Source organism: Streptomyces minutiscleroticus, from assembly GCF_014650875.1.
GTDB classification, from domain to species: Bacteria; Actinomycetota; Actinomycetes; order Streptomycetales; family Streptomycetaceae; genus Streptomyces; species Streptomyces minutiscleroticus.
In genome coordinates this window covers 101,941-120,103 of record NZ_BMVU01000005.1, presented here as the reverse complement: position 1 = coordinate 120,103, position 18,163 = coordinate 101,941, and the positions used below count along the sequence as shown (strand labels likewise).

At 73.5% G+C, this 18,163-nt stretch carries 15 protein-coding genes and 1 tRNA gene; 6 read left to right on the top strand and 10 right to left on the bottom strand.

The features are described 5' to 3' along the window. Positions 1–8: 8 nt before the first annotated feature. Complete coding sequence (locus tag IE271_RS09170) at positions 9–1,532, bottom strand: NsdA family TPR-like regulatory protein (RefSeq protein ID WP_190189706.1); 1,524 nt, start codon at positions 1,530–1,532, stop codon at positions 9–11. 262 nt (positions 1,533–1,794) lie between these two features. Between IE271_RS09170 and IE271_RS09165 the strand changes: the two genes are divergently transcribed. Further along, positions 1,795–2,277 (top strand): hypothetical protein, encoded by a 483-nt coding sequence (locus IE271_RS09165; protein ID WP_190189705.1) that lies wholly within the window; start codon positions 1,795–1,797, stop codon positions 2,275–2,277. Between the two features lie 158 nt (positions 2,278–2,435). Continuing rightward, positions 2,436–3,311: a spermidine synthase gene (locus IE271_RS09160; RefSeq protein WP_190189704.1), complete on the top strand. Its 876-nt coding sequence runs from the start codon at positions 2,436–2,438 to the stop codon at positions 3,309–3,311. Between the two features lie 99 nt (positions 3,312–3,410). On the opposite strand, the gene IE271_RS09155 is transcribed toward IE271_RS09160, so the two are convergent. Further along, on the bottom strand, positions 3,411–3,986 hold the full coding sequence (locus IE271_RS09155; RefSeq protein ID WP_190189703.1) for a hypothetical protein: 576 nt from the start codon (positions 3,984–3,986) through the stop codon (positions 3,411–3,413). A 123-nt stretch (positions 3,987–4,109) separates the two neighbouring features. Between IE271_RS09155 and IE271_RS09150 the strand changes: the two genes are divergently transcribed. From IE271_RS09150 to IE271_RS09140, 3 genes are all read left to right on the top strand, one after another. Next, positions 4,110–4,811, top strand: coding sequence for a response regulator transcription factor (locus tag IE271_RS09150; protein WP_190189702.1), 702 nt, complete (start codon positions 4,110–4,112; stop codon positions 4,809–4,811). Then, the gene (locus tag IE271_RS09145) at positions 4,808–6,181 is read left to right on the top strand and encodes a sensor histidine kinase (RefSeq protein WP_190189701.1); all 1,374 of its coding nucleotides are present in this window, start codon (positions 4,808–4,810) and stop codon (positions 6,179–6,181) included. Before IE271_RS09150 ends, IE271_RS09145 begins: the two co-directional genes overlap by 4 nt. Positions 6,182–6,502: 321 nt before the next feature. Continuing rightward, complete coding sequence (locus IE271_RS09140; RefSeq protein WP_190189700.1) at positions 6,503–8,008, top strand: glycoside hydrolase family 18 protein; 1,506 nt, start codon at positions 6,503–6,505, stop codon at positions 8,006–8,008. A gap of 407 nt (positions 8,009–8,415) precedes the next feature. On the opposite strand, the gene IE271_RS09135 is transcribed toward IE271_RS09140, so the two are convergent. The 4 genes from IE271_RS09135 to IE271_RS09120 all read right to left on the bottom strand — a co-directional run bounded on the left by IE271_RS09135 (position 8,416) and on the right by IE271_RS09120 (position 13,264). Beyond that, positions 8,416–9,867, bottom strand: coding sequence for a GH1 family beta-glucosidase (locus tag IE271_RS09135; protein ID WP_190189699.1), 1,452 nt, complete (start codon positions 9,865–9,867; stop codon positions 8,416–8,418). 95 nt (positions 9,868–9,962) lie between these two features. After that, positions 9,963–10,874, bottom strand: coding sequence for a carbohydrate ABC transporter permease (locus IE271_RS09130; protein ID WP_190189698.1), 912 nt, complete (start codon positions 10,872–10,874; stop codon positions 9,963–9,965). A gap of 12 nt (positions 10,875–10,886) precedes the next feature. After that, positions 10,887–11,897 (bottom strand): carbohydrate ABC transporter permease, encoded by a 1,011-nt coding sequence (locus IE271_RS09125; protein ID WP_190189697.1) that lies wholly within the window; start codon positions 11,895–11,897, stop codon positions 10,887–10,889. Between the two features lie 5 nt (positions 11,898–11,902). Then, positions 11,903–13,264, bottom strand: coding sequence for an ABC transporter substrate-binding protein (locus tag IE271_RS09120; protein WP_190189696.1), 1,362 nt, complete (start codon positions 13,262–13,264; stop codon positions 11,903–11,905). 510 nt (positions 13,265–13,774) lie between these two features. On the opposite strand from IE271_RS09120, the gene IE271_RS09115 reads away from it, so the two are divergent. Beyond that, entirely contained in the window at positions 13,775–14,830 is a 1,056-nt protein-coding gene (locus IE271_RS09115) for a LacI family DNA-binding transcriptional regulator (RefSeq protein ID WP_190189695.1), read from the top strand. Between the two features lie 111 nt (positions 14,831–14,941). Here IE271_RS09115 and IE271_RS09110 read toward each other — a convergent pair. From IE271_RS09110 to IE271_RS09095, 4 genes are all read right to left on the bottom strand, one after another. Continuing rightward, a tRNA-His gene (locus IE271_RS09110) sits at positions 14,942–15,014 on the bottom strand. Between the two features lie 111 nt (positions 15,015–15,125). After that, complete coding sequence (gene orn, locus IE271_RS09105; RefSeq protein ID WP_190189694.1) at positions 15,126–15,734, bottom strand: oligoribonuclease; 609 nt, start codon at positions 15,732–15,734, stop codon at positions 15,126–15,128. Between the two features lie 220 nt (positions 15,735–15,954). Continuing rightward, complete coding sequence (locus IE271_RS09100; protein ID WP_190189693.1) at positions 15,955–17,208, bottom strand: helix-turn-helix domain-containing protein; 1,254 nt, start codon at positions 17,206–17,208, stop codon at positions 15,955–15,957. 378 nt (positions 17,209–17,586) lie between these two features. Next, positions 17,587–17,919, bottom strand: coding sequence for a hypothetical protein (locus IE271_RS09095; protein ID WP_229919210.1), 333 nt, complete (start codon positions 17,917–17,919; stop codon positions 17,587–17,589). Positions 17,920–18,163: the final 244 nt, after the last annotated feature.

The following is an 18,163-nucleotide window of genomic DNA, read 5'->3' as shown; positions in this document are numbered from 1 at the left end:
CGTGTCCGTCACGCGGTGCGCGCAGGGGTCGCGTGGCGGTCCAGGAACGCCGCCACCGCGGCCGTCCTCCGGTGCGGCCGCAGCACCCGGGCCGTGCCGTCCAGCATCGACCGCACCCGGGAGGACCGCACCGTGTCCAGCAGGTCCAGCACGACCTCGCCCGCGGCGGCCGCCTCGTCCGGACGGCCCCCGCGCGCCAGGTCGTCGGCGAGCTCCGCCGTGTACAGGGCGGTGTTCCGGGCGAAGTGCGGGTCCTGGAGGCGGGCCGCCCGGCGGGCCCGGCGGGCCGCGCGCGGCCAGTCGCCCAGGGCGGACCAGCACTGGGCCTCGAGCCCCGCGAGTTCGGCCTCTCCGTAGAAGCTCATCCACTCCGGGTCGGCGTCCCTCGGGCCGTGCCCGTAGAGGGTCTGCGCGCGGGCGAGCGCGTGTTCACTGCCCGCGCGGTCGCCGAGCCCCGCCAGGCCGCCCGCCTCGCGCAGCGCGAGCAGCGACAGCAGCCGGGCCGAGCCCAGCCGGCGTGCCGCCCGCTGCCCGGCCTGCGCCGCCCGCACCGCCTCGCGCGGCCGCCCGGCGTCGCGCGCGAGGAACGACATGTTGCAGAAGGCGTGCGCCTCCAGAGCGGGGTCCCCGGACAGCCGGGACGTCGCGAGGGCCTCGGCGTAGTGCGAGCGCGCGTCGCCGAAGCGGCCCGAGTCGTGCGCCAGCCACCCCACGGACAGGGCCAGCTCACCGGCGCCCGCGTACAGCCGGTCGGTGGTCGCCTGCCGGCCGGTGCCCGCGTCGAGCAGGGCGTACGCGGTGTGCAGCGGGGCGGTGGCCCGCTGGTACAGGGCGTCGGCGCCGTGCCGGTCGTCCAGCAGCCGGATGCGCCGGACGGCCTCCTCCACGGCGTCGGCCCCGGTCCGCCCGGCCCGGCGCCCGCTCTCGGGCACGGCCGCGGCCGGGAAGGCCGCGAGCCCGAAGGGGACCAGCGAGGCGGCCGCCACGGTGGCGGTGCCGCCGGTCATGAATGCGCGACGCTGCACGTCGCTCTCCTCGTGGTTCCGGGGGTGGCTCTCGAAGGGGTCGTACGGGTCGTGCAGATCGTGCGGGTCGTACGCATCGGGGACAGGGCGGGTGCCGTCCGGGCCGCGGGTGCGGCAGGCGCCGTCCGGACCGTGTGCCGCGTCCGTCCCGGACGGGGCGTGCGGCGGGCTCCCGGTGCGCGGGGAAGGCACCTCGGTGTCGGCGCGCGCTCCCCGGCCGCGTACCGACGAGCGGGGCGCGAACCCGAGGTCGGCCAGCGTCCTGCCGGGGAACATGTGCAGGAACACCCGCTCGTAGGCGTAGTTGGGACAGCGGATCTCGCCCGCCTCGACCCGCCCGATGTACCGGGCGTCGCAGCTGACGCGCTCCCCGATCTCCCGGCCGGCCCGCCGCACCGCCGCGGCGAACTCGCCCGGCGACCGCGCCCCGCGCAGCCGCCGGAAGGCGAGGTTCGGCCGCGGTGGCCGGGGCGGGCGGGACGACGAGGTCACCGTCGACGACGTCATGGCCGGGTCCTCTCTCGCGAACCGTCGAACCATGCCGGGAACGAAGCGACTTGTGGCATTTCCGTGGTTCGAGGACGTCCGTCCCCGGCGGCAGAAAACGTACCTGCTGTGCCGGGTTCACCACACCCTGTTTGGTTACAAATCGGATATCTCCCCCTCGATCCGCCATGAACTGCCATCCTTTGCGGCCGACTTTCGCCGTAGCCGTTGACGCTCCGGCGCGTTGAACCCTTCGGCGAGCGTCGATGCGAGGAGGGCTTCCATGGTGGAGACCGGGACGGGGACCAGACAGGGCGTGTCGTTCCCCGCGATGCGGCACAGGGCGGGCCGGGAGCACGGCACGGCCTGCGAGCACGGTGCGCCGCCGGCGCGCTCCGCCGCCGGCCGCGGCCCCGGCTGCGACCTCGTCACCGTGCCCACACGCCAGGGCCTGGAGGCGGTCGACATCCTGCGCCGCAACGCGGGCGACCTGGTCGGGCCCGTCCTGCACGACGGGAGCCGCGACACCCTCGGCTTCCTCGTGCCGCCGGGCACGGCGGACGCCTGGGACGTGCCGGGCAGCACCTGTACGCAGACCGACGGCCGCGGCACGGCCCTGGCCGCCGGTGACCCGGAGCCCCCGGTCCGCGGCACCGGCTGGCTGTTCCCGCCGGGGGAGACGGAGCCGGCCACCGACCCCGTGGTGCTCCGCGCGGCGCTCGGCGAGGCGGCCCGGCTGATCGAGGCGGCGGACAACTGCCGCTGAGCGGCACGCGCCGCACCGGAACCCGGGACCTCCGGCTCCCGGCCCCTTCCGGTCGCTTCCGGCCCTTCGGGTCCCCCGCCTCTCCGGCCCCGGTCCCCGGGCCCCGCGGTGCACCGCCACCGCGCGCCGTCCCGTCCGTACGCAGCGATAATGGACGGATGGCGAAGGCGAGGAACAAGCGGTCCGGCGACCGGCGGGCGGCCGCGGAACCCGTCGTGGAGACGGTCGACGGAGGTCTCGCCGAACTGGTGCCCGACCGGGACCGGCCGCGCGCCCGGACCCTGCTCCTCGACGGGGCCCCGCAGTCGCACGTCGACCTCGACGACCCCACGTACCTGGCCTTCGAGTACCAGCGCAGGCTCGGTCACGTCATCGACCTCGTCGCCCCGCCCGGCCGGCCCGTGCACGCGGTGCACCTCGGCGGCGGCGCCCTCACCCTCGCCCGCTACACCGCCGCCACCCGGCCCCGCTCCACCCAGCAGGTCGTCGAACGGGACGCGGCACTGGTCCGGTTGGTGCGGCGCGAGCTGCCCCTGGACCCGGGCGCCCGGATCCGGGTGCGCTCGGCCGACGCCCGCGAAGGGCTCGCGAAGGTGCCGGACGGCTGGGCGGACCTGCTCATCGCGGACGTCTTCGGCGGGGCGCGCACACCGGCCCATCTGACCAGCACGGAGTTCCTCGGCGAGGTGCGCCGGGTGGTCGGGCCGGGCGGCGTGTACGCGGCCAACGTGGCCGACGGCCCGCCGCTGGCGCACCTGCGCGGCCAGATCGCCACCGCCGCGGCCGTCTTCCCCGAACTCGCCCTGGTCGCCGACCCGGCGGTGCTGCGCGGCAAGCGGTTCGGCAACGCCGTCCTCGTCGCCTCCGACCGGCCGCTGCCCGTCGCCGAGCTGACCCGGCGCGCCGCCTCCGACCCGCACCCCGGACGGGTCGAGCACGGCAGGGCGCTGGCCGACTTCACCGGCGGGGCCGCACCGGTGACGGACGCCTCCGCGACCGCGTCGCCGGCCCCGCCGCCGTCCGTGTTCCAGTAGGGCGGCTCCGGCCCCGGTCACGCCGGGGCCCGGTGGCCGTCGGGCTCCGCTAGTGCCGTGCCGGGCGTCGTGAGCCGGTGAACCTTTCCGGTCAGGGCACTAGTAGTTGTTGATCTCCACGCGGGGCGCGCTGTCGTGCCAGGTACAGAAGACCGAGACCCGGTCGGAGCCCGCGGCGAAGTCCACCCGGATCCAGGTGTCGGTGTTCCACACCTGCATCGACCAGCCCGAGCCCGGCGTCGCCGACACCAGCGTGGCCGAGGAGGGGCCGAGGTCGAAGACGACCCGGCCGCCCTTGGTGTCGTAGCTCTCGACGCCGCTCGCCGTGTCCGCGGCGGAACCGGCGCCCGCCGGGGGCGACTTCGCGGGCGACGGGCTCCTCGCCGGCCGCTCGGAGGTGCTCGCGGAGGGTTCGGAGGTCTTCGACGTCCCGGCGGTCTGCGGTGTCTCGGCCCTCTCGGACGGGCTCTTCGACGGCCGGGGCCGGCTCGTCGACGAGGCCATCGGCTCCGGCGCCGCGCCGGCCTGGTCCACCGTGACCGGCAGCGCGCGCGGCGGGTCGTACGCCGTGCCCGTCATCACGGTGCGGACACCCCACCACGACAGCGTGACCGCCGCGCCCGTGGCGAGCGACCATGCCAACACGTGTACGACTCCCCTGTGCATCGCGGCCATACTGCCCCACGCGTCCCACCGGTGTCTCGGGCGGGGCGGACTGCGAAGGATGTCCACAGGGTCGGCCGCGGGGTTGTCCACAGGTTCAGGCCAATATCGCCCGCATGGCGTACGGTGCCGCCCATGGCAAGTGTGCTCGTGGTCGAGGACGACCAGTTCGTGCGCTCCGCCCTGATCCGCCATCTGACCGAGGCGGCGCACCTCGTGCGCAGCGTCGGCACGGCGCTCGAGGCGCTGCGCGAGGTCGCCCATTTCCGCTTCGACGTCGTGATCCTGGACCTCGGCCTGCCCGACCTGGACGGGGCCGAGGCGCTGAAGATGCTGCGCGGCATCACCGACGTGCCCGTGATCGTCGCGACCGCGCGGGACGACGAGACGGAGATCGTCCGGCTGCTCAACGACGGCGCGGACGACTATCTGACCAAGCCGTTCTCGGTGGAGCACCTGTCCGCGCGGATGGCGGCGGTGCTGCGCCGCGCCCGTTCCGCCGGGGAGGCCCCGCCCTCGCGGGAGATCCGCGTCGGGGGCCTCGCCATCGACCCCCTGCGGCGCCAGGCCGAACTGGACGGCGTCCGCCTGGACCTGACCCGGCGCGAGTTCGACCTGCTGGCCTTCCTGGCCGGGCGGCCCGGCGTCGTCGTGCCGCGCAAGGAGCTGCTCGCCGAGGTGTGGCAGCAGTCGTACGGGGACGACCAGACCATCGACGTCCACCTGTCCTGGCTGCGGCGGAAGCTGGGGGAGACCGCGGCCCGGCCGCGCTATCTGCACACGCTGCGCGGGGTGGGCGTGAAGCTGGAGCCGCCGGGAGCGGAGCCGCCGCGATGAGGTGGGCACTGGTCAAGGTGTGCCTGGCGGTCACCGCGATGGTCGTGGTCGCCTTCGCGGTCCCGCTCGGTCTCGTCGTCCGCGAGATGGCCCGGGACCGGGCCTTCTCCAACGCCGAGCGGCAGGCGGCCACGCTCGCGCCCGCGCTCTCCATCACCACCGACCCGGAGCAGCTCGACCGGGTCGTCGCCTCCGCCGACGCCGACCTGCAGATGGCGGTGCACATACCCGCCGTCGACGGCGAGGAGGACCTGGACGTCGGCCGGCAGCGCGCCACCGCCGAGGAGCTCGCCATGACGCGCGAGCTGGGCCGCGCCTCCATCACCGAGGTGCCCGGCGGCTCCACGCTGCTCCAGCCCATCGCGCTCAGCTCCGGCGCGATAGCCGTCGTCGAGGTGTACGTCCCCGAGTCCGAGGTCACCAACGGCGTCGGCACGGCCTGGGCGGTGCTCGCCGGGGTCGGGGTCGCGCTGATCGTCGGCTCGGTCGCGGTCGCGGACCGGCTCGGGGTGCGCATGGTGCAGCCCGCGCAGCGGCTGGCCGAGGGCGCGCACGAGCTGGGGGAGGGCAAGCTCGGGGCGCGGGTCCCGGAGGAGGGTCCGACCGAACTGCGGCTCGCGGCGGCCGCCTTCAACTCGATGGCCGACCAGGTCGTCCAGCTCCTGGCGAACGAGCGGGAGCTGGCCGCCGACCTGTCCCACCGGCTGCGCACACCGCTGACCGTGCTCCGGCTGAACGCGGCCTCGCTGGGGGAGGGGCCCGCGGCCGAGCAGACCCGGGCGGCGGTCGAGCAGCTGGAGCGCGAGGTCGACACGATCATCCGTACGGCGCGCGAGGCCAAGCCGCAGACGGCGGCCGTCGCGGCGGTCGCGGGGTGCGACGTGGCGGAGGTGGTGCGCGAGCGGATGGACTTCTGGTCCGCGCTCGCCGAGGACGAGGGACGCAAGGTGCGGGTGGCCGGGGTCGACCGGCCCGTGCGCATACCCGTGCCCCGGGCCGACCTCGTGGCCGCCCTCGACGCGCTGCTCGGCAACGTCTTCCGGCACACGGCGGAGGGCACCGCCTTCGCGGTCGACGTGCACAACGGCGAGGACGCGGTGATCGTCCTCGTCTCCGACGCGGGACCGGGCATACCGGATCCCGAGGCGGCGATGGCCCGCGGCCGCGGCTCGGGCAGCGACGGCTCCACCGGCCTGGGGCTCGACATCGTGCGGCGGCTCGCGGAGTCGACGGGCGGCGACGTGCGGATCGGGCGGTCGGTGCTGGGCGGCACGGAGATCCGCATCTGGTTCCAGCTCGACGCCCGCGCCCCCGTACGGCGCGGCCACCGGGGCGCGGTGCGGCGCCGCAAGCGCCTGGCACTTCGCTGAGCACGCCGGGGCCGGGGACGGGCGGACTCCGGAGGCGGGCGGATTCCTGGGACGGGCGGACTTCGGAGGCGGGCGGTCGCCGGGGACGGGCGGGGTCGCGAAGTCCCTCGCCCGCTCCCGCGGAGCTCCTTCACCGCCCCTGTCCGGCCGCTATCTTTAACCGCTTCCGATGGCTTCCTTAAGCGCGCCCTAAGATCCGCGGCCGCCGCCCGGATCAGGGCTTTCGCCCGAATCCACCTCGCTAACGTCGCTGCCGCACCCCACCCCCGGAGCACCGCCGGGCACTCCCCGGCGAGGCAGCAGCGAAGGCAGGCACGCGAGATGAGCAGTACGCACCGGCGCAGAGGCAGCGGCAGGAACAAGGCGATCGGCGGCCTCGTGGCCGCGGCCGTCGCGGGCGGCGGCGCCTTCCTGTTCACCGGGACCGCGCAGGCGGCCGGCGTCGGCGCCGCGTACACGAAGACCAGCGACTGGTCGACCGGCTACACCGCGCAGTACGTCGTCACCAACGACAGCGACCGGGTCAAGGAGGACTGGTCGCTGGAGTTCGACCTGCCCTCCGGGAGCAGGCTCAGCTCGCTGTGGAACGCCGAGTCCAGCGTGAGCGGTCAGCACGTCACCGTGAAGCCGCCGTCCTGGGACAAGGACGGGCTGGCCCCGGGCGAGTCCGTGACCGTCGGGTTCGTCGTCAACGGCAGCGCGGACCCCACCGGCTGCCGGGTCGACGGCGCCACGTGCTCGGTGGACGCGGGCGCGACGCCGGAGCCCAGCGGCCGCCCGACCGGGACCCCCGAGCCCACCGGCGAGCCGACGTCCGGTTCCTCCCCGTCCGCCCCCTCCTCGCCCGACCCCACCGCATCGGAGGGCACGGGCGGCGGCAGCGGCGGTGACGCCGGCAGCGGCGGCGGCACCGACGCCGGCAGCGGCTCGGCGGCCACGGCCGGCTTCGCCCCGTACGTCGACACCTCGCTCTACCCGGCCTTCGACCTGCTCGGCGCGGCCGAGGCCACCGGTGTGAAGGAGTACAACCTCGCCTTCGTCACCGACGGCGGCGGCTGCACGCCCAAGTGGGGCGGCGTCTCCGACCTGGGCAGCGACGCGGTCGCGTCGCAGATCGGAGCCCTGCGGGACAAGGGCGGCGACGTCCGTGTCTCCTTCGGCGGCGCCGCCGGCTCGGAGCTCGCGACGACCTGCTCCTCCGCCGACGCGCTGGCCGCGGCGTACAGCGAGGTCGTGGACGCGTACGACCTCACGAAGGTCGACTTCGACGTCGAGGGCGGGGCGCTGCCGAACACGGCAGCCAACACCCGCCGCGCCCAGGCCATCGCCCAGGTGCAGAAGAGCCACCCGGACCTGGAGGTGTCCTTCACCCTCCCGGTGATGCCCGAGGGGCTCACTCAGGACGGGGTGAACCTGCTCTCCGACGCCAAGTCGAACGGCGTCTCCGTCGACGTCGTCAACATCATGGCGATGGACTACGGCGCCGCGTACAGCGGTGACATGGGCACCTACGCCGAGCAGGCCGCCACCGCGACGCAGGCGCAGATCAAGAGCGTCCTCGGGCTCTCGGACGCCGAGGCGTGGAAGTCCGTCGCCGTCACCCCGATGATCGGCGTCAACGACGTGGCCAGCGAGGTCTTCAAGGTGGAGGACGCCACGCAGCTGGTGGACTTCGCGAAGTCCAAGGGCCTCGCCTGGCTCTCGATGTGGTCCGCGACCCGCGACAAGCAGTGCGCCGGCGGCGCCAAGCCCACCGCGGACGCCACCTGCAGCTCGATCGTCCAGGACGGCAACGCGTTCGCGAAGGCCTTCGCCGCCTACCAGTAGGCGGAAGCCCCGGCGGGCCGGAGCCCAGGCAAGCGAGAGCTCCGGCCGGACGAGAGCCCCGGCGGGCGGAAGCCCGGCCGGACGAAGGCTCCGGCACGCGAAGACTCCGGCAGGCAGTGGCCCGGCAGGCGAAGGCCGGCGGGCGGAAGCCTCCCGGTGCGGCGAACCGGTGAGCCCCGGGTCCCCGACGGTCCCCACGGCCGTGTCCCGGTGATCCCCCCACACCCCCCAGAAAAAGAACGCGCCCCGGCCGGCTCACCCCCCACCCGGCCGGGGCGCGTCCCTTCCCCGGTCCCCCTTGCCTCCCCTCGGCCCTCACCGCTCCCTCCCCCCGGAGGGAGCGGCGGGGGGCCCGACGGCCGCCGGCGGCGCGTGTCCCGCCGGCGGCCGTACGTGCGTTCCGCGTCCTACTCGGCGGCGGTGCCGACGGCGTCCACCGTGCCCACGGCGTCCACCTCCGGCAGCGTCCCCGTGCGGGCGGCCTGCCCGTACCAGTGCGCGCTCGACTTCGGCGTCCGCTTCTGCGTGGCGTAGTCGACGTACACCGCGCCGAAGCGCTTCTCGTAGCCGTACGCCCACTCGAAGTTGTCCATCAGGGACCACAGGTAGTACCCGCGCACGTCGGCGCCGTCCGCGATGGCCTGGCGGACCGCCGACAGGTGGCCGTGCAGGTAGGCGATGCGCTCCGGGTCGTGCACGCGGCCGTCCGGACCGGGCTTGTCGTCGTAGGCCGCGCCGTTCTCCGTGACGTACAGCGCGAGGCCCGGGACCATGCGGGAGTAGCGCATGATCAGCTCGTGCAGGCCGGTCGGGTCGATCGTCCAGCCCATCTCCGTGCGGTCGCCCGGCGTCTGGTGGAACGCCACGTCGTCCGCGGCCGGCCAGGGCGAGTGCGCGCTGGCGCCGTGGCCGTCCGCGCGCGGCCCGTCCGGCGCGGACGCGGCGGCGGAGACGAGCGACGGCGTGTAGTAGTTCAGGCCCAGCGCGTCCAGCGGCTGGTGGATCGTCTCCAGGTCGCCGTCGCGCACGTACGACCAGTCGGTGACCGAGGCGGTGTCCGCGAACAGCCGCTCCGGGTAGGCGCCCTTGAGCATCGGCCCGTGGAAGACGCCGTTGGCGAGGTTGTCGATCCGCAGGGCCGCGTCCAGGTCGGCCGGGTCCTGCGTGAGGGTGCGCACGACGGAGGAGTTGAGGCTCACCGCGACGGAGTTGCGGGCCGGCGTCACCGCGCGCAGCGCCTGGGTGCCCAGGCCGTGCGCCAGGTTGAGGTGGTGGGCGGCGCGCAGCGCGGCCGCCGGGTCCGTGCGGCCGGGGGCGTGCACGCCGGAGCCGTAGCCCAGGAAGGCGCTGCACCACGGCTCGTTGAGGGTGATCCACTGCTCCACGCGGTCGCCCAGCGCCTCGCCGACGATCTGCGCGTACTCGGCGAAGCGGTACGCGGTCTCGCGCTCGGGCCAGCCGCCCGCGTCCTCCAGCTCCTGCGGCAGGTCCCAGTGGTAGAGGGTGATCGCGGGCTTGATGCCGTGGCTCAGCAGCTCGTCGACCAGCTTGCGGTAGAAGTCGAGCCCGCGCTGGACGGCCGGCCCGCGCCCGGTCGGCTGCACCCGCGACCAGGAGACGGAGAAGCGGTACGCGGTGAGCCCCAGCTCCGCCATGAGCGCCACGTCGTCGCGGTAGCGGTGGTAGTGGTCGACCGCCACGTCGCCGGTGTCGCCCCCGGCCGTCTTGCCCGGCGTATGGCTGAAGGTGTCCCAGATCGAGGGCGTACGGCCGTCCTCGCGCACGGCGCCCTCGATCTGGTACGCGGAGGTGGCCGCTCCCCAGAGGAAGGCGGGCGGGAAGGTCACAGGCTCAGGCATGGAAGCGCTCCCATAGAAGGTCGCGGAGACCTTCGGGTCGAAGAGAGAGGGGAAGGCGGGGCCGGGGCGGCGATGGCCCGGCCCCGCCGGGGGCGTCAGCCCTTGACGGCACCCTGCATGATGCCGCCGACGATCTGCTTGCCGAAGATCGCGAAGACGACCAGCAGCGGCAGCGTGCCCAGCAGCGCGCCCGCCATGATCAGGGACTGGTCGGGGGTGTAGCCGCGGCCGAGGCCGGCCACGGCGACCTGGACGGTCGGACTGCCGTTCTGCGTCAGCACCAGGAACGGCCACAGGAAGTCGTTCCAGGTCTGCACGAACATCAGCATGCCGAGGACGGCCATCGCGGGCCGCGCGGCCGGGAACACCACGTGCCACACCACGCGCCAGCTGCTGGCGCCGTCGACCCGGGCGGCCTCGATGATCTCGTCCGGCAGCGCCTGGAGCAGGTACTGCCGCATGAAGAACACACCGAAGGCGCTCACCAGCGACGGCAGGATGACCGCCTGCAGCTGGTCGGTCCAGTCGAGCTTGGCGACCATCATGTACAGCGGGATGATGCTCAGCTGCGGCGGCACCATCATCGTGCCGACCACGATCAGCATCAGCGCGCCGCGCCCCTTGAACCGCAGCTTGGCGAAGGCGAACCCCGCGATCGTGGACAGGAAGACGATGGTGAGCGCCGAGATGCCCGCCACGATGGTGGTGTTGAGGAACGCCTCGCCCAGGTTCGCGTCGGTCCAGGCCACCTCCAGCTTGTCGAAGAGGTTGGCCCCGAACCAGAACGGCGGCGGGTTCTGTGCCAGCCGCTGGTTGTCGCGGGAGGCGGCGATCGCCGTCCACACCAGCGGGAACAGCGAGCCGATGGTGAACAGGGCGAGGATGACGTAGGCGACCGGGCCGGCGTGCAGCTGTCCGCCGGCCCGGGCGGCCTTGGAGATCCGGGTCCGCTTGGGCGGCGGCGGGGGCACCGCGTCGGCCGGGGGTTTCGTCAGGGTCGTCGTCACGGCCGGTTCTCCTTAACTACTGGCGCGCAGCCGGCGCGAGATGACGGAGTTGACGATCCCGATCACGATGAGGATCAGGAACATCGCCCAGGCGATCGCGGAGGCGCGGCCCAGGTGCTGGTTGACCCAGCCCTGCTCGTACAGGTACAGGCCGAGCGTCTGGAACTGGTGCTGGGAGCCGCCGGACGCGCCCTTGTTCGCGTCGAACAGCAGCGGCTCGCCGAACACCTGGCTGGCGCCGATGGTCGACACGACCACGGTGAACAGGATCGTCGGCCGCAGCGAGGGCAGCGTGACGTGGATGAACTGCTGCCAGCGGCTGGCGCCGTCCAGCGCCGCCGACTCGTACAGGTCCTGCGGGATCGCCTGCATCGCGGCCAGGTAGATCAGCGCGTTGTAGCCGGTCCAGCGCCAGATGATGATGGAGGAGACGGCGATCTGGGAGTACCACTTGTCGTTCTGCCAGTCGATCGCGTCGATGCCGACGAGGTCGAGCGCCCAGTTGATCATGCCGTAGTCGCGGCCGAAGAGCAGCACGAAGACCAGGGACGCGGCGGCGATCGACGTCGCGTACGGGGCCAGCATCACGACCCGGTAGAAGGTCGAGCCGCGCAGCTTGTAGTTGAGGATGTGCGCCAGGCCCATCGCCATCAGCAGCTGCGGCACGGTGGAGATGATGCCGATGGTCAGCGTGTTCCGCGCCGCGTTCCAGAAGAACTCGTCGTCGAAGATCCGGGTGTAGTTGCGCAGGCCCACCCACTCCATGTCGGTGGGCGCGGTCAGCTCCACCGTGTGCAGCGAGGCCCAGCCGGTGTAGATCAGCGGGAACAGGCCGAACGCGAGGAAGAGCAGGAAGAAGGGCGAGACGAAGGCGTACGGGCTCCAGCGGATGTCCCGCTGCCAGCGGCGGGAGAGCCGGGCGCGCTTCTTCGCGGCCTCGGCGGCCGCCGCGTCGACCGGTGGACGGCCCGGGGCCGCGCCCCCCTTCACGGGGGGCGCGGCGGTGTCGTGCCGGGTGGCCATACCGGTCACTTCTCCAGGTTGTTGTCGATGGTCTTCACGGCGTTCTTCCAGGCCTCCGCGGGCGACTTGCCCTGGGTGACGAGGATGACGCCGTTGTCGGTCAGGCCCTGCTGGACGATCTGGTCCTTCGGGCCGATGACCTGGGCCGGGATCTCCTTGGCGGCCTCGGCGAAGATCGTGCCGATCGGGGAGTCACCGGTCATGTCGTTCTTCGCGTCCGTCACCTGCGGCAGGTCGTAGGCGGCCGGGGCGCTCGGGAAGCTGCCCTGCTTGGCGAAGAGCTTCGCCTGCTGCTCGGGCGCGGTCAGCCAGGCGGCCAGCTTCGCGGCCTCCTCGCTGTTCTTGCCCGACTTGGGCACGGCGAGGAAGGTGCCGCCCCAGTTGCCGGGCTTGGGCGCGGCGGCCACGTCCCACTTGCCCGCGGCGTCCGGCTGCGACTTGCCCTTGATGTAGCCGAGCATCCACGGCGGGCAGGAGATCGCGGCGAACTTGCTGTTGGCGATCGTGGTGTCCCAGGCGGGCTGGAACTGCGTCTGGTTGCCGGTCAGCCCGTCCTTCGCGGCCTTGGCCGTGAGGTCGAAGGCGTTCTTCACGGCCGGGTTGGTCTTGTAGATGACCTTGCCGGAGGCATCGTAGAACTTCTCGCTCTCACCGCTGAGGATGGCGTTGATCAGACCGCCGGGCGAGTCGAGGAAGGTGGTGTCCTTCGGCGCCTTCGCCTTGTAGTCCTCGCCCACCTCGACGAGCTTGTCCCAGCTGCCGGCCCACAGCTTGCCGACCTCTTCGCGGTCGGTGGGCAGCCCGGCCTTCTCGAACAGGTCCTTGCGGTAGCAGATCGCCATCGGGCCGACGTCCGTGCCCAGGCCGACGGTCTGCCCGTCCTTGGTGGTGGCCTGCTTCCACTTCCAGTCCAGCCAGCCGCTCGCCTTGACGCCCTCGACCTTGGACAGGTCCATCAGCTTCGAGGCCTGGGTCTCCACGACCTCGGCGATGTTGCCGACCTCGACGGCCTGGATGTCCTGCAGGCCGCTGTTGGTGGTGAGGTGGTTGACGAGAGCCGGGTAGTAGTTCTCGTTCCGCTCGACCACGTTCTCCTGGATCTTGATGTCCGGGTTGAGCTTCTCGTACTCGGCGTAGAGGCCGGCCTCCTTGAAGCCCTGGGTGCCGAACAGCCCCAGAGTGATCACGGTCTTGCCCTCGCCGCCGCCCGACGACGAGCCGGACTCGTCGCCGCCGTCGTCGGCACAGCCGGCCAGCAGCCCCATGCCCAGCGACACGACGGCCGTGAGGACCACCGCCTTGCGCCGGGTGGTGGCGGTTCCCCTGCTCGAACGCAGCTGAGACTGGGGGAGGGTACGTGCTCGCATTGCGTGTCCTCCTGTTGCCCTGACGTGCCGACCCCCCGGCCAACTGCTTTGTTGGGCCCGTTGGTTCACGCTGCGGCTCGGGCGGGGAACGTGCGGGTTGTGTATGTGCCAGGTACCGTGGGAGCGCTCCCACAGGTGATTGGTTGAAGAGTCGTCTCTCGGCGCTGGGGTGTCAAGGGAGCGAACAATGAGATCTCACTGGAGTTATCGGGCTGTTACGAGCCGACCGAAGCGTCGGGAAGGACGTCGCGCCGGGGCGTGAGCGCCTGATGTTACGGGTGAGGGGGCGCGGACGTCCCGGGGTCCGTTCGGGTTCCGAAGTCTGGCCGGAAGAACGCGCCCGGGCCGGAAGCACCCGGCCGCCCCGGGAGGGGCCGGCCGGGGCCCGCCGGCGCCGGCTCCGCGCCCCCGCGGGCGGCCGGGACCCGCGGCGCCGGGAGACCGGCTCGGGGCAGGCTGTTAGATTCCAGGCCAGAGGCGGTGCGAGCCGCGGCGGACGGGAGGCGGGCCATGGCAGTCCACGGAGCACGGGGACGGAGCGGCGGGCGGCCGACCCTGGAAGAGGTCGCCGCGCGCGCCGGCGTCGGCCGCGGCACGGTCTCCCGGGTCATCAACGGCTCGCCCCGGGTCAGCGACGCCACCCGCGCGGCCGTCGAGGCGGCGGTGGCGGAGCTCGGCTACGTACCGAACACCGCGGCCCGCGCCCTGGCCGCGAACCGCACCGACGCCATCGCCCTCGTCGTCCCCGAGCCGGAGACCCGCTTCTTCGCCGAGCCGTACTTCTCCGACATGCTGCGGGGCGTCGGCTCGGAGCTGTCGGAGACGGAGATGCAGCTGCTGCTGATCTTCGCGGGCAGCGACCGGGAGCGGCGCCGGCTGGCCCAGTACCTGGCGGCGCACCGCGTGGACGGCGTGCTGCTGGTCTCGGTCCACGCCAACGACCCGCTGCCCGACCTGCTGTCCCAGCTGGAGATCCCGGCGGTGATCAGCGGCCGCAGGTCCGCCGAGGAGACGCTGCCGTCGGTGGACTCGGACAACTACGGCGGCGGCCGCCTCGCCGTCGAGCACCTGCTGTCCCGGGGGCGCCGCACGATCGCCCACATCGCGGGCCGCCTGGACGTGTACGGCGCCCAGCGCCGCGTGGACGGCTACCGGGCGGCCCTGCGCGAGGCCGGCCAGGAGGACGACGAGCGGCTGATCGTGCCCGGCGACTTCACCGAGGAGGGCGGCCGCCGCGCGATGGCGGAGCTGCTGGAGCGCCGCCCCACGCTGGACGCGGTCTTCGCGGGCTCGGACGTGATGGCGGCCGGCGCCCGCCAGGTGCTGCGCGAGCGGGGCCTGCGCACCCCGGACGACGTGGCCCTGGTCGGCTACGACGACTCGGCGATCTCCCGTCACATGGACCCGCCGCTGACCAGCGTCCGCCAGCCCATAGAGGGGATGGGCCGGGCGATGACCGGCCTGCTCCTTGAGGAGATAGCCGACCGCCGTCCGGCGTCCTCGCGGAGTCTGGACCGACGCCAGGTGGTCCTGCCCACGGAGCTGGTGGTCCGGGAGTCCTCGTAGGCGGTCGCGGACCGGCGCGGGACCCGGGGCGCCCCCGGCCGCGGCGCGCCCGCGCGGGGCGGCGCGGATGCGGCGAGGGCCGGTCCGTACGGACCGGCCCTCGCCGTTCAGGGTGAGTGACGGGACTTGAACCCGCGACATCCTGGACCACAACCAGGTGCTCTACCAGCTGAGCTACACCCACCACGACCGGTGGTTCTCCGAGTGGTCTCCCCGACCGGCCGAGAAAAAGTGTACAGGGTCCGAAGGGGTGCTCGCGCCAACGTTTCCCCCGGGGCGTCGGCACGCCCCGTCGTCAGCCCCGCTCGGCGGGCAGGACGTGCTTCGCCGCGATGGCGCGCGCCGTGTCGGAGTCCGGGCCCGGCTGGGGCACGAAGACCGCCTCGCGGTAGTAGCGCAGCTCGGCGATCGACTCGCGGATGTCGGCGAGCGCCCGGTGGTTGCCGTTCTTCTGCGGACTGTTGAAGTACGCCCTCGGGTACCAGCGCCGGGCCAGTTCCTTGATCGAGGAGACGTCCACGATCCGGTAGTGGAGGTAGCCCTCCAGCGTGGGCATGTCGCGGAGCAGGAAGCCGCGGTCGGTGCCGACCGAGTTGCCGCACAGCGGGGCCTTGCCGGGCTCCTTCACGTGCTCGCGGACGTACGCCAGGACCTGCTCCTCGGCGTCCGCGAGCGTGGTGCCGCCGGCCAGCTCGTCCAGCAGCCCGGACGCGGTGTGCATCGTGCGCACCACCTCGGGCATGGTCTCCAGGGCCGCGTCCGGCGGGCGGATCACGATGTCCACCCCTTCGCCGAGCACGTTCAGCTCCGAGTCGGTGACCAGCGCGGCCACCTCGATGAGCGCGTCGTCGGACAGCGAGAGCCCGGTCATCTCGCAGTCGATCCACACCATGCGATCGTTCATGTGTCTCACCCTACGGCCCGGCCCGGCCCCGCGGACCACTCGTGCGGCGGGGTGATCGGCGACGGCGCGGCCGCTCGGGGGTGGAGAAGGGGACCGGGGCCGCCCGGGGTCCCGGGGACGGCCCGTCCGGGCGACCCGGGGTCCCGGGGCCGCCCCTCAGCGGCGCGGACGGCCGGCCCGCTCCGTACGGCGGGTCCGCGGCGTCCGGCCGCCGGCGGTGCTACGGCGCGCTGCGCTGGCCCGGCACACCGGCCCGGCTCGCGGCGTACATCTCCCGGCCCGGGTGACCCGGGTGCCCGGTGTGGTGACCCGAGTGCGCCGGGTCGGCCGCCAGGGAGGCCGCGGCGGGCCCCATGGTGTGCGCGGCCGCGGTGCGCCGCGTCTGCATGGGCAGCGGCGCCTCCGTCACCGGCGGCGGAGGCGGCGTGCTGTCGGCGTCCGAGGGCTTGTCGCCCTGCGGCCGCCGGGCCCGGTAGGCGGCCCGGTAGGCGGCCGGGGACGAGCCCAGCTGCCGCCGGAAGTGCCCGCGCAGGGCCACCGGGGAACGGAATCCGCAGCGTCCGGCGACCTCGTCGACCGAGTAGTCGGAGGTCTCCAGCAGCCGCTGGGCCTGCAGCACGCGCTGAGTGATCAGCCACTGCAGGGGAGCGCTCCCGGTGAGCGAGCGGAACCTCCGGTCGAAGGTCCGCCGGCTCATGTACGCACGCGCGGCGAGCGTCTCCACGTCGAACTGCTCGTGGAGGTGCTCCAGCGCCCAGGCGACGACCTCGGCCAGCGGGTCGGCGCCGATCTCCTCGGGTAAAGACCTGTCGAGGTAGCGCTCCTGGCCGCCGCTGCGCCGTGGCTGGACCACCAGGCGGCGGGCCAGCGCGCCGGCCGCCTCGTTGCCGTGGTCGGTCCGCACGATGTGCAGACACAGGTCGATCCCTGCCGCGGTGCCCGCGGACGTCAGCACGTCGCCGTCGTCCACGAACAGCTCACGGGGGTCGACGTGCACCGACGGATAGCGCTTGGCCAGCGTCGGCGCGTACATCCAGTGCGTGGTCGCCGGCCGCCCGTCGAGCAGTCCGGCGGCCGCCAGCACGAAGGCGCCCGTGCACAGCCCGACGATGCGGGCGCCCTCCTCATGCGCCTGGCGCAGTGCGTCGAGCGCTTCCTCCGGCGGCGGCGAGGTGATCGACCGCCAGGCCGGGACCACGACGGTGCCCGCCCTGGAGATCGCCTCCAGCCCATGTGGTGCGGTGAGTTCCAGCCCCCCTGTGGTCCGCAGAGGGCCCTCTTCCCCCGCGCACACCAGCAATCGGTAGCGCGGCACGCCGGCGTCCTGGCGGTCGATCCCGAACACCGACAGCGGTATGGAACTCTCGAAGATGGGGCCGCCGCTGAACAGCAGCACCGCGACGATCTCCTTGCGGCGTCGCCCGGAGAGTTTCCGGGCCGCGGCGTCCGGCGCGGCAGTGGAGTCGTGGCTCATCCTGCTAAGCCCCCCTCGGTGGTCGCGGCTCCTCGGTTGTGTCGCTCCTGCACGTTTCCCCTCGGTCCTGCACGAGTCCCCCGCCGTAAGACAGTCAAGATCGAATCTACTGTGTTGCGCAGTGCCGGCGTGACCAGTTCAGCACGCGGCACATTGTCGACATGGCAACTTGGCGTGAAGCATTCGATCACGAAGCGTTGCACTCGTGAGCCGCACAGGGAAGTGCGTCTCGGGTCAGTGGCCGGTCCCCGTAGGGTGTGCGGCCCCCGCGTACCCCTTTCAGTGCAGGTGGAACGGGGGGTGGGACCCCATTCCTGCAAGTGATGCCTATGACCCACAAGTTGGCTGAAAAGCGGTGGGAGGGGGTGCGGAAATCAGTCAGCCGACCGGCGTATTTCGATCGGTGCGCCACTCTGCCGCACGGGCTCCGGGGTCCGCCGCACCGGGCCGGCCGCGCGGTGGCGCGTGCTCCCCGGCGCCCTGTCGCGCCGCCCCGCGCTCGGAGCGGCGCAGCAGCAGCCGGCAGGCACCGGTGACCGCCGCGAGACCCAGGGCGGTGCCGCAGGCGCCCGCCAGAGAGGTTCCGTACCCCACCAGGACGACGGGAACCAGGACGCAGCTGAAAGCGCCCCAGCGGGCCACGTCGCCCGCCGCGTCGTGTGCGGCGGGCGGCCGGACGGAGGGCGGGGAGGTGGGCGGGGGACCGGACACGGAGGGCTCCTTGGGCGTGGCTTGTCCGGTTCAACGCGTGTTCGAGCGCGCGGTCACCCGCCGCCCGGCCCCGCCGTCCGCCCGGGGGCCCGTCCCGCGCGGGCGGACGGCCGGAATCCCGGGCCGGACGCGCGGTCCTCCCGGGCCCGGCGCCCGGGGGCGAAGTCCGCACAAACCACCTGTACGGGGCAGCGACCATTGCGCCGAGGGCGTCCCTCGTGCATGCTCCGGGGAACCCCACGAA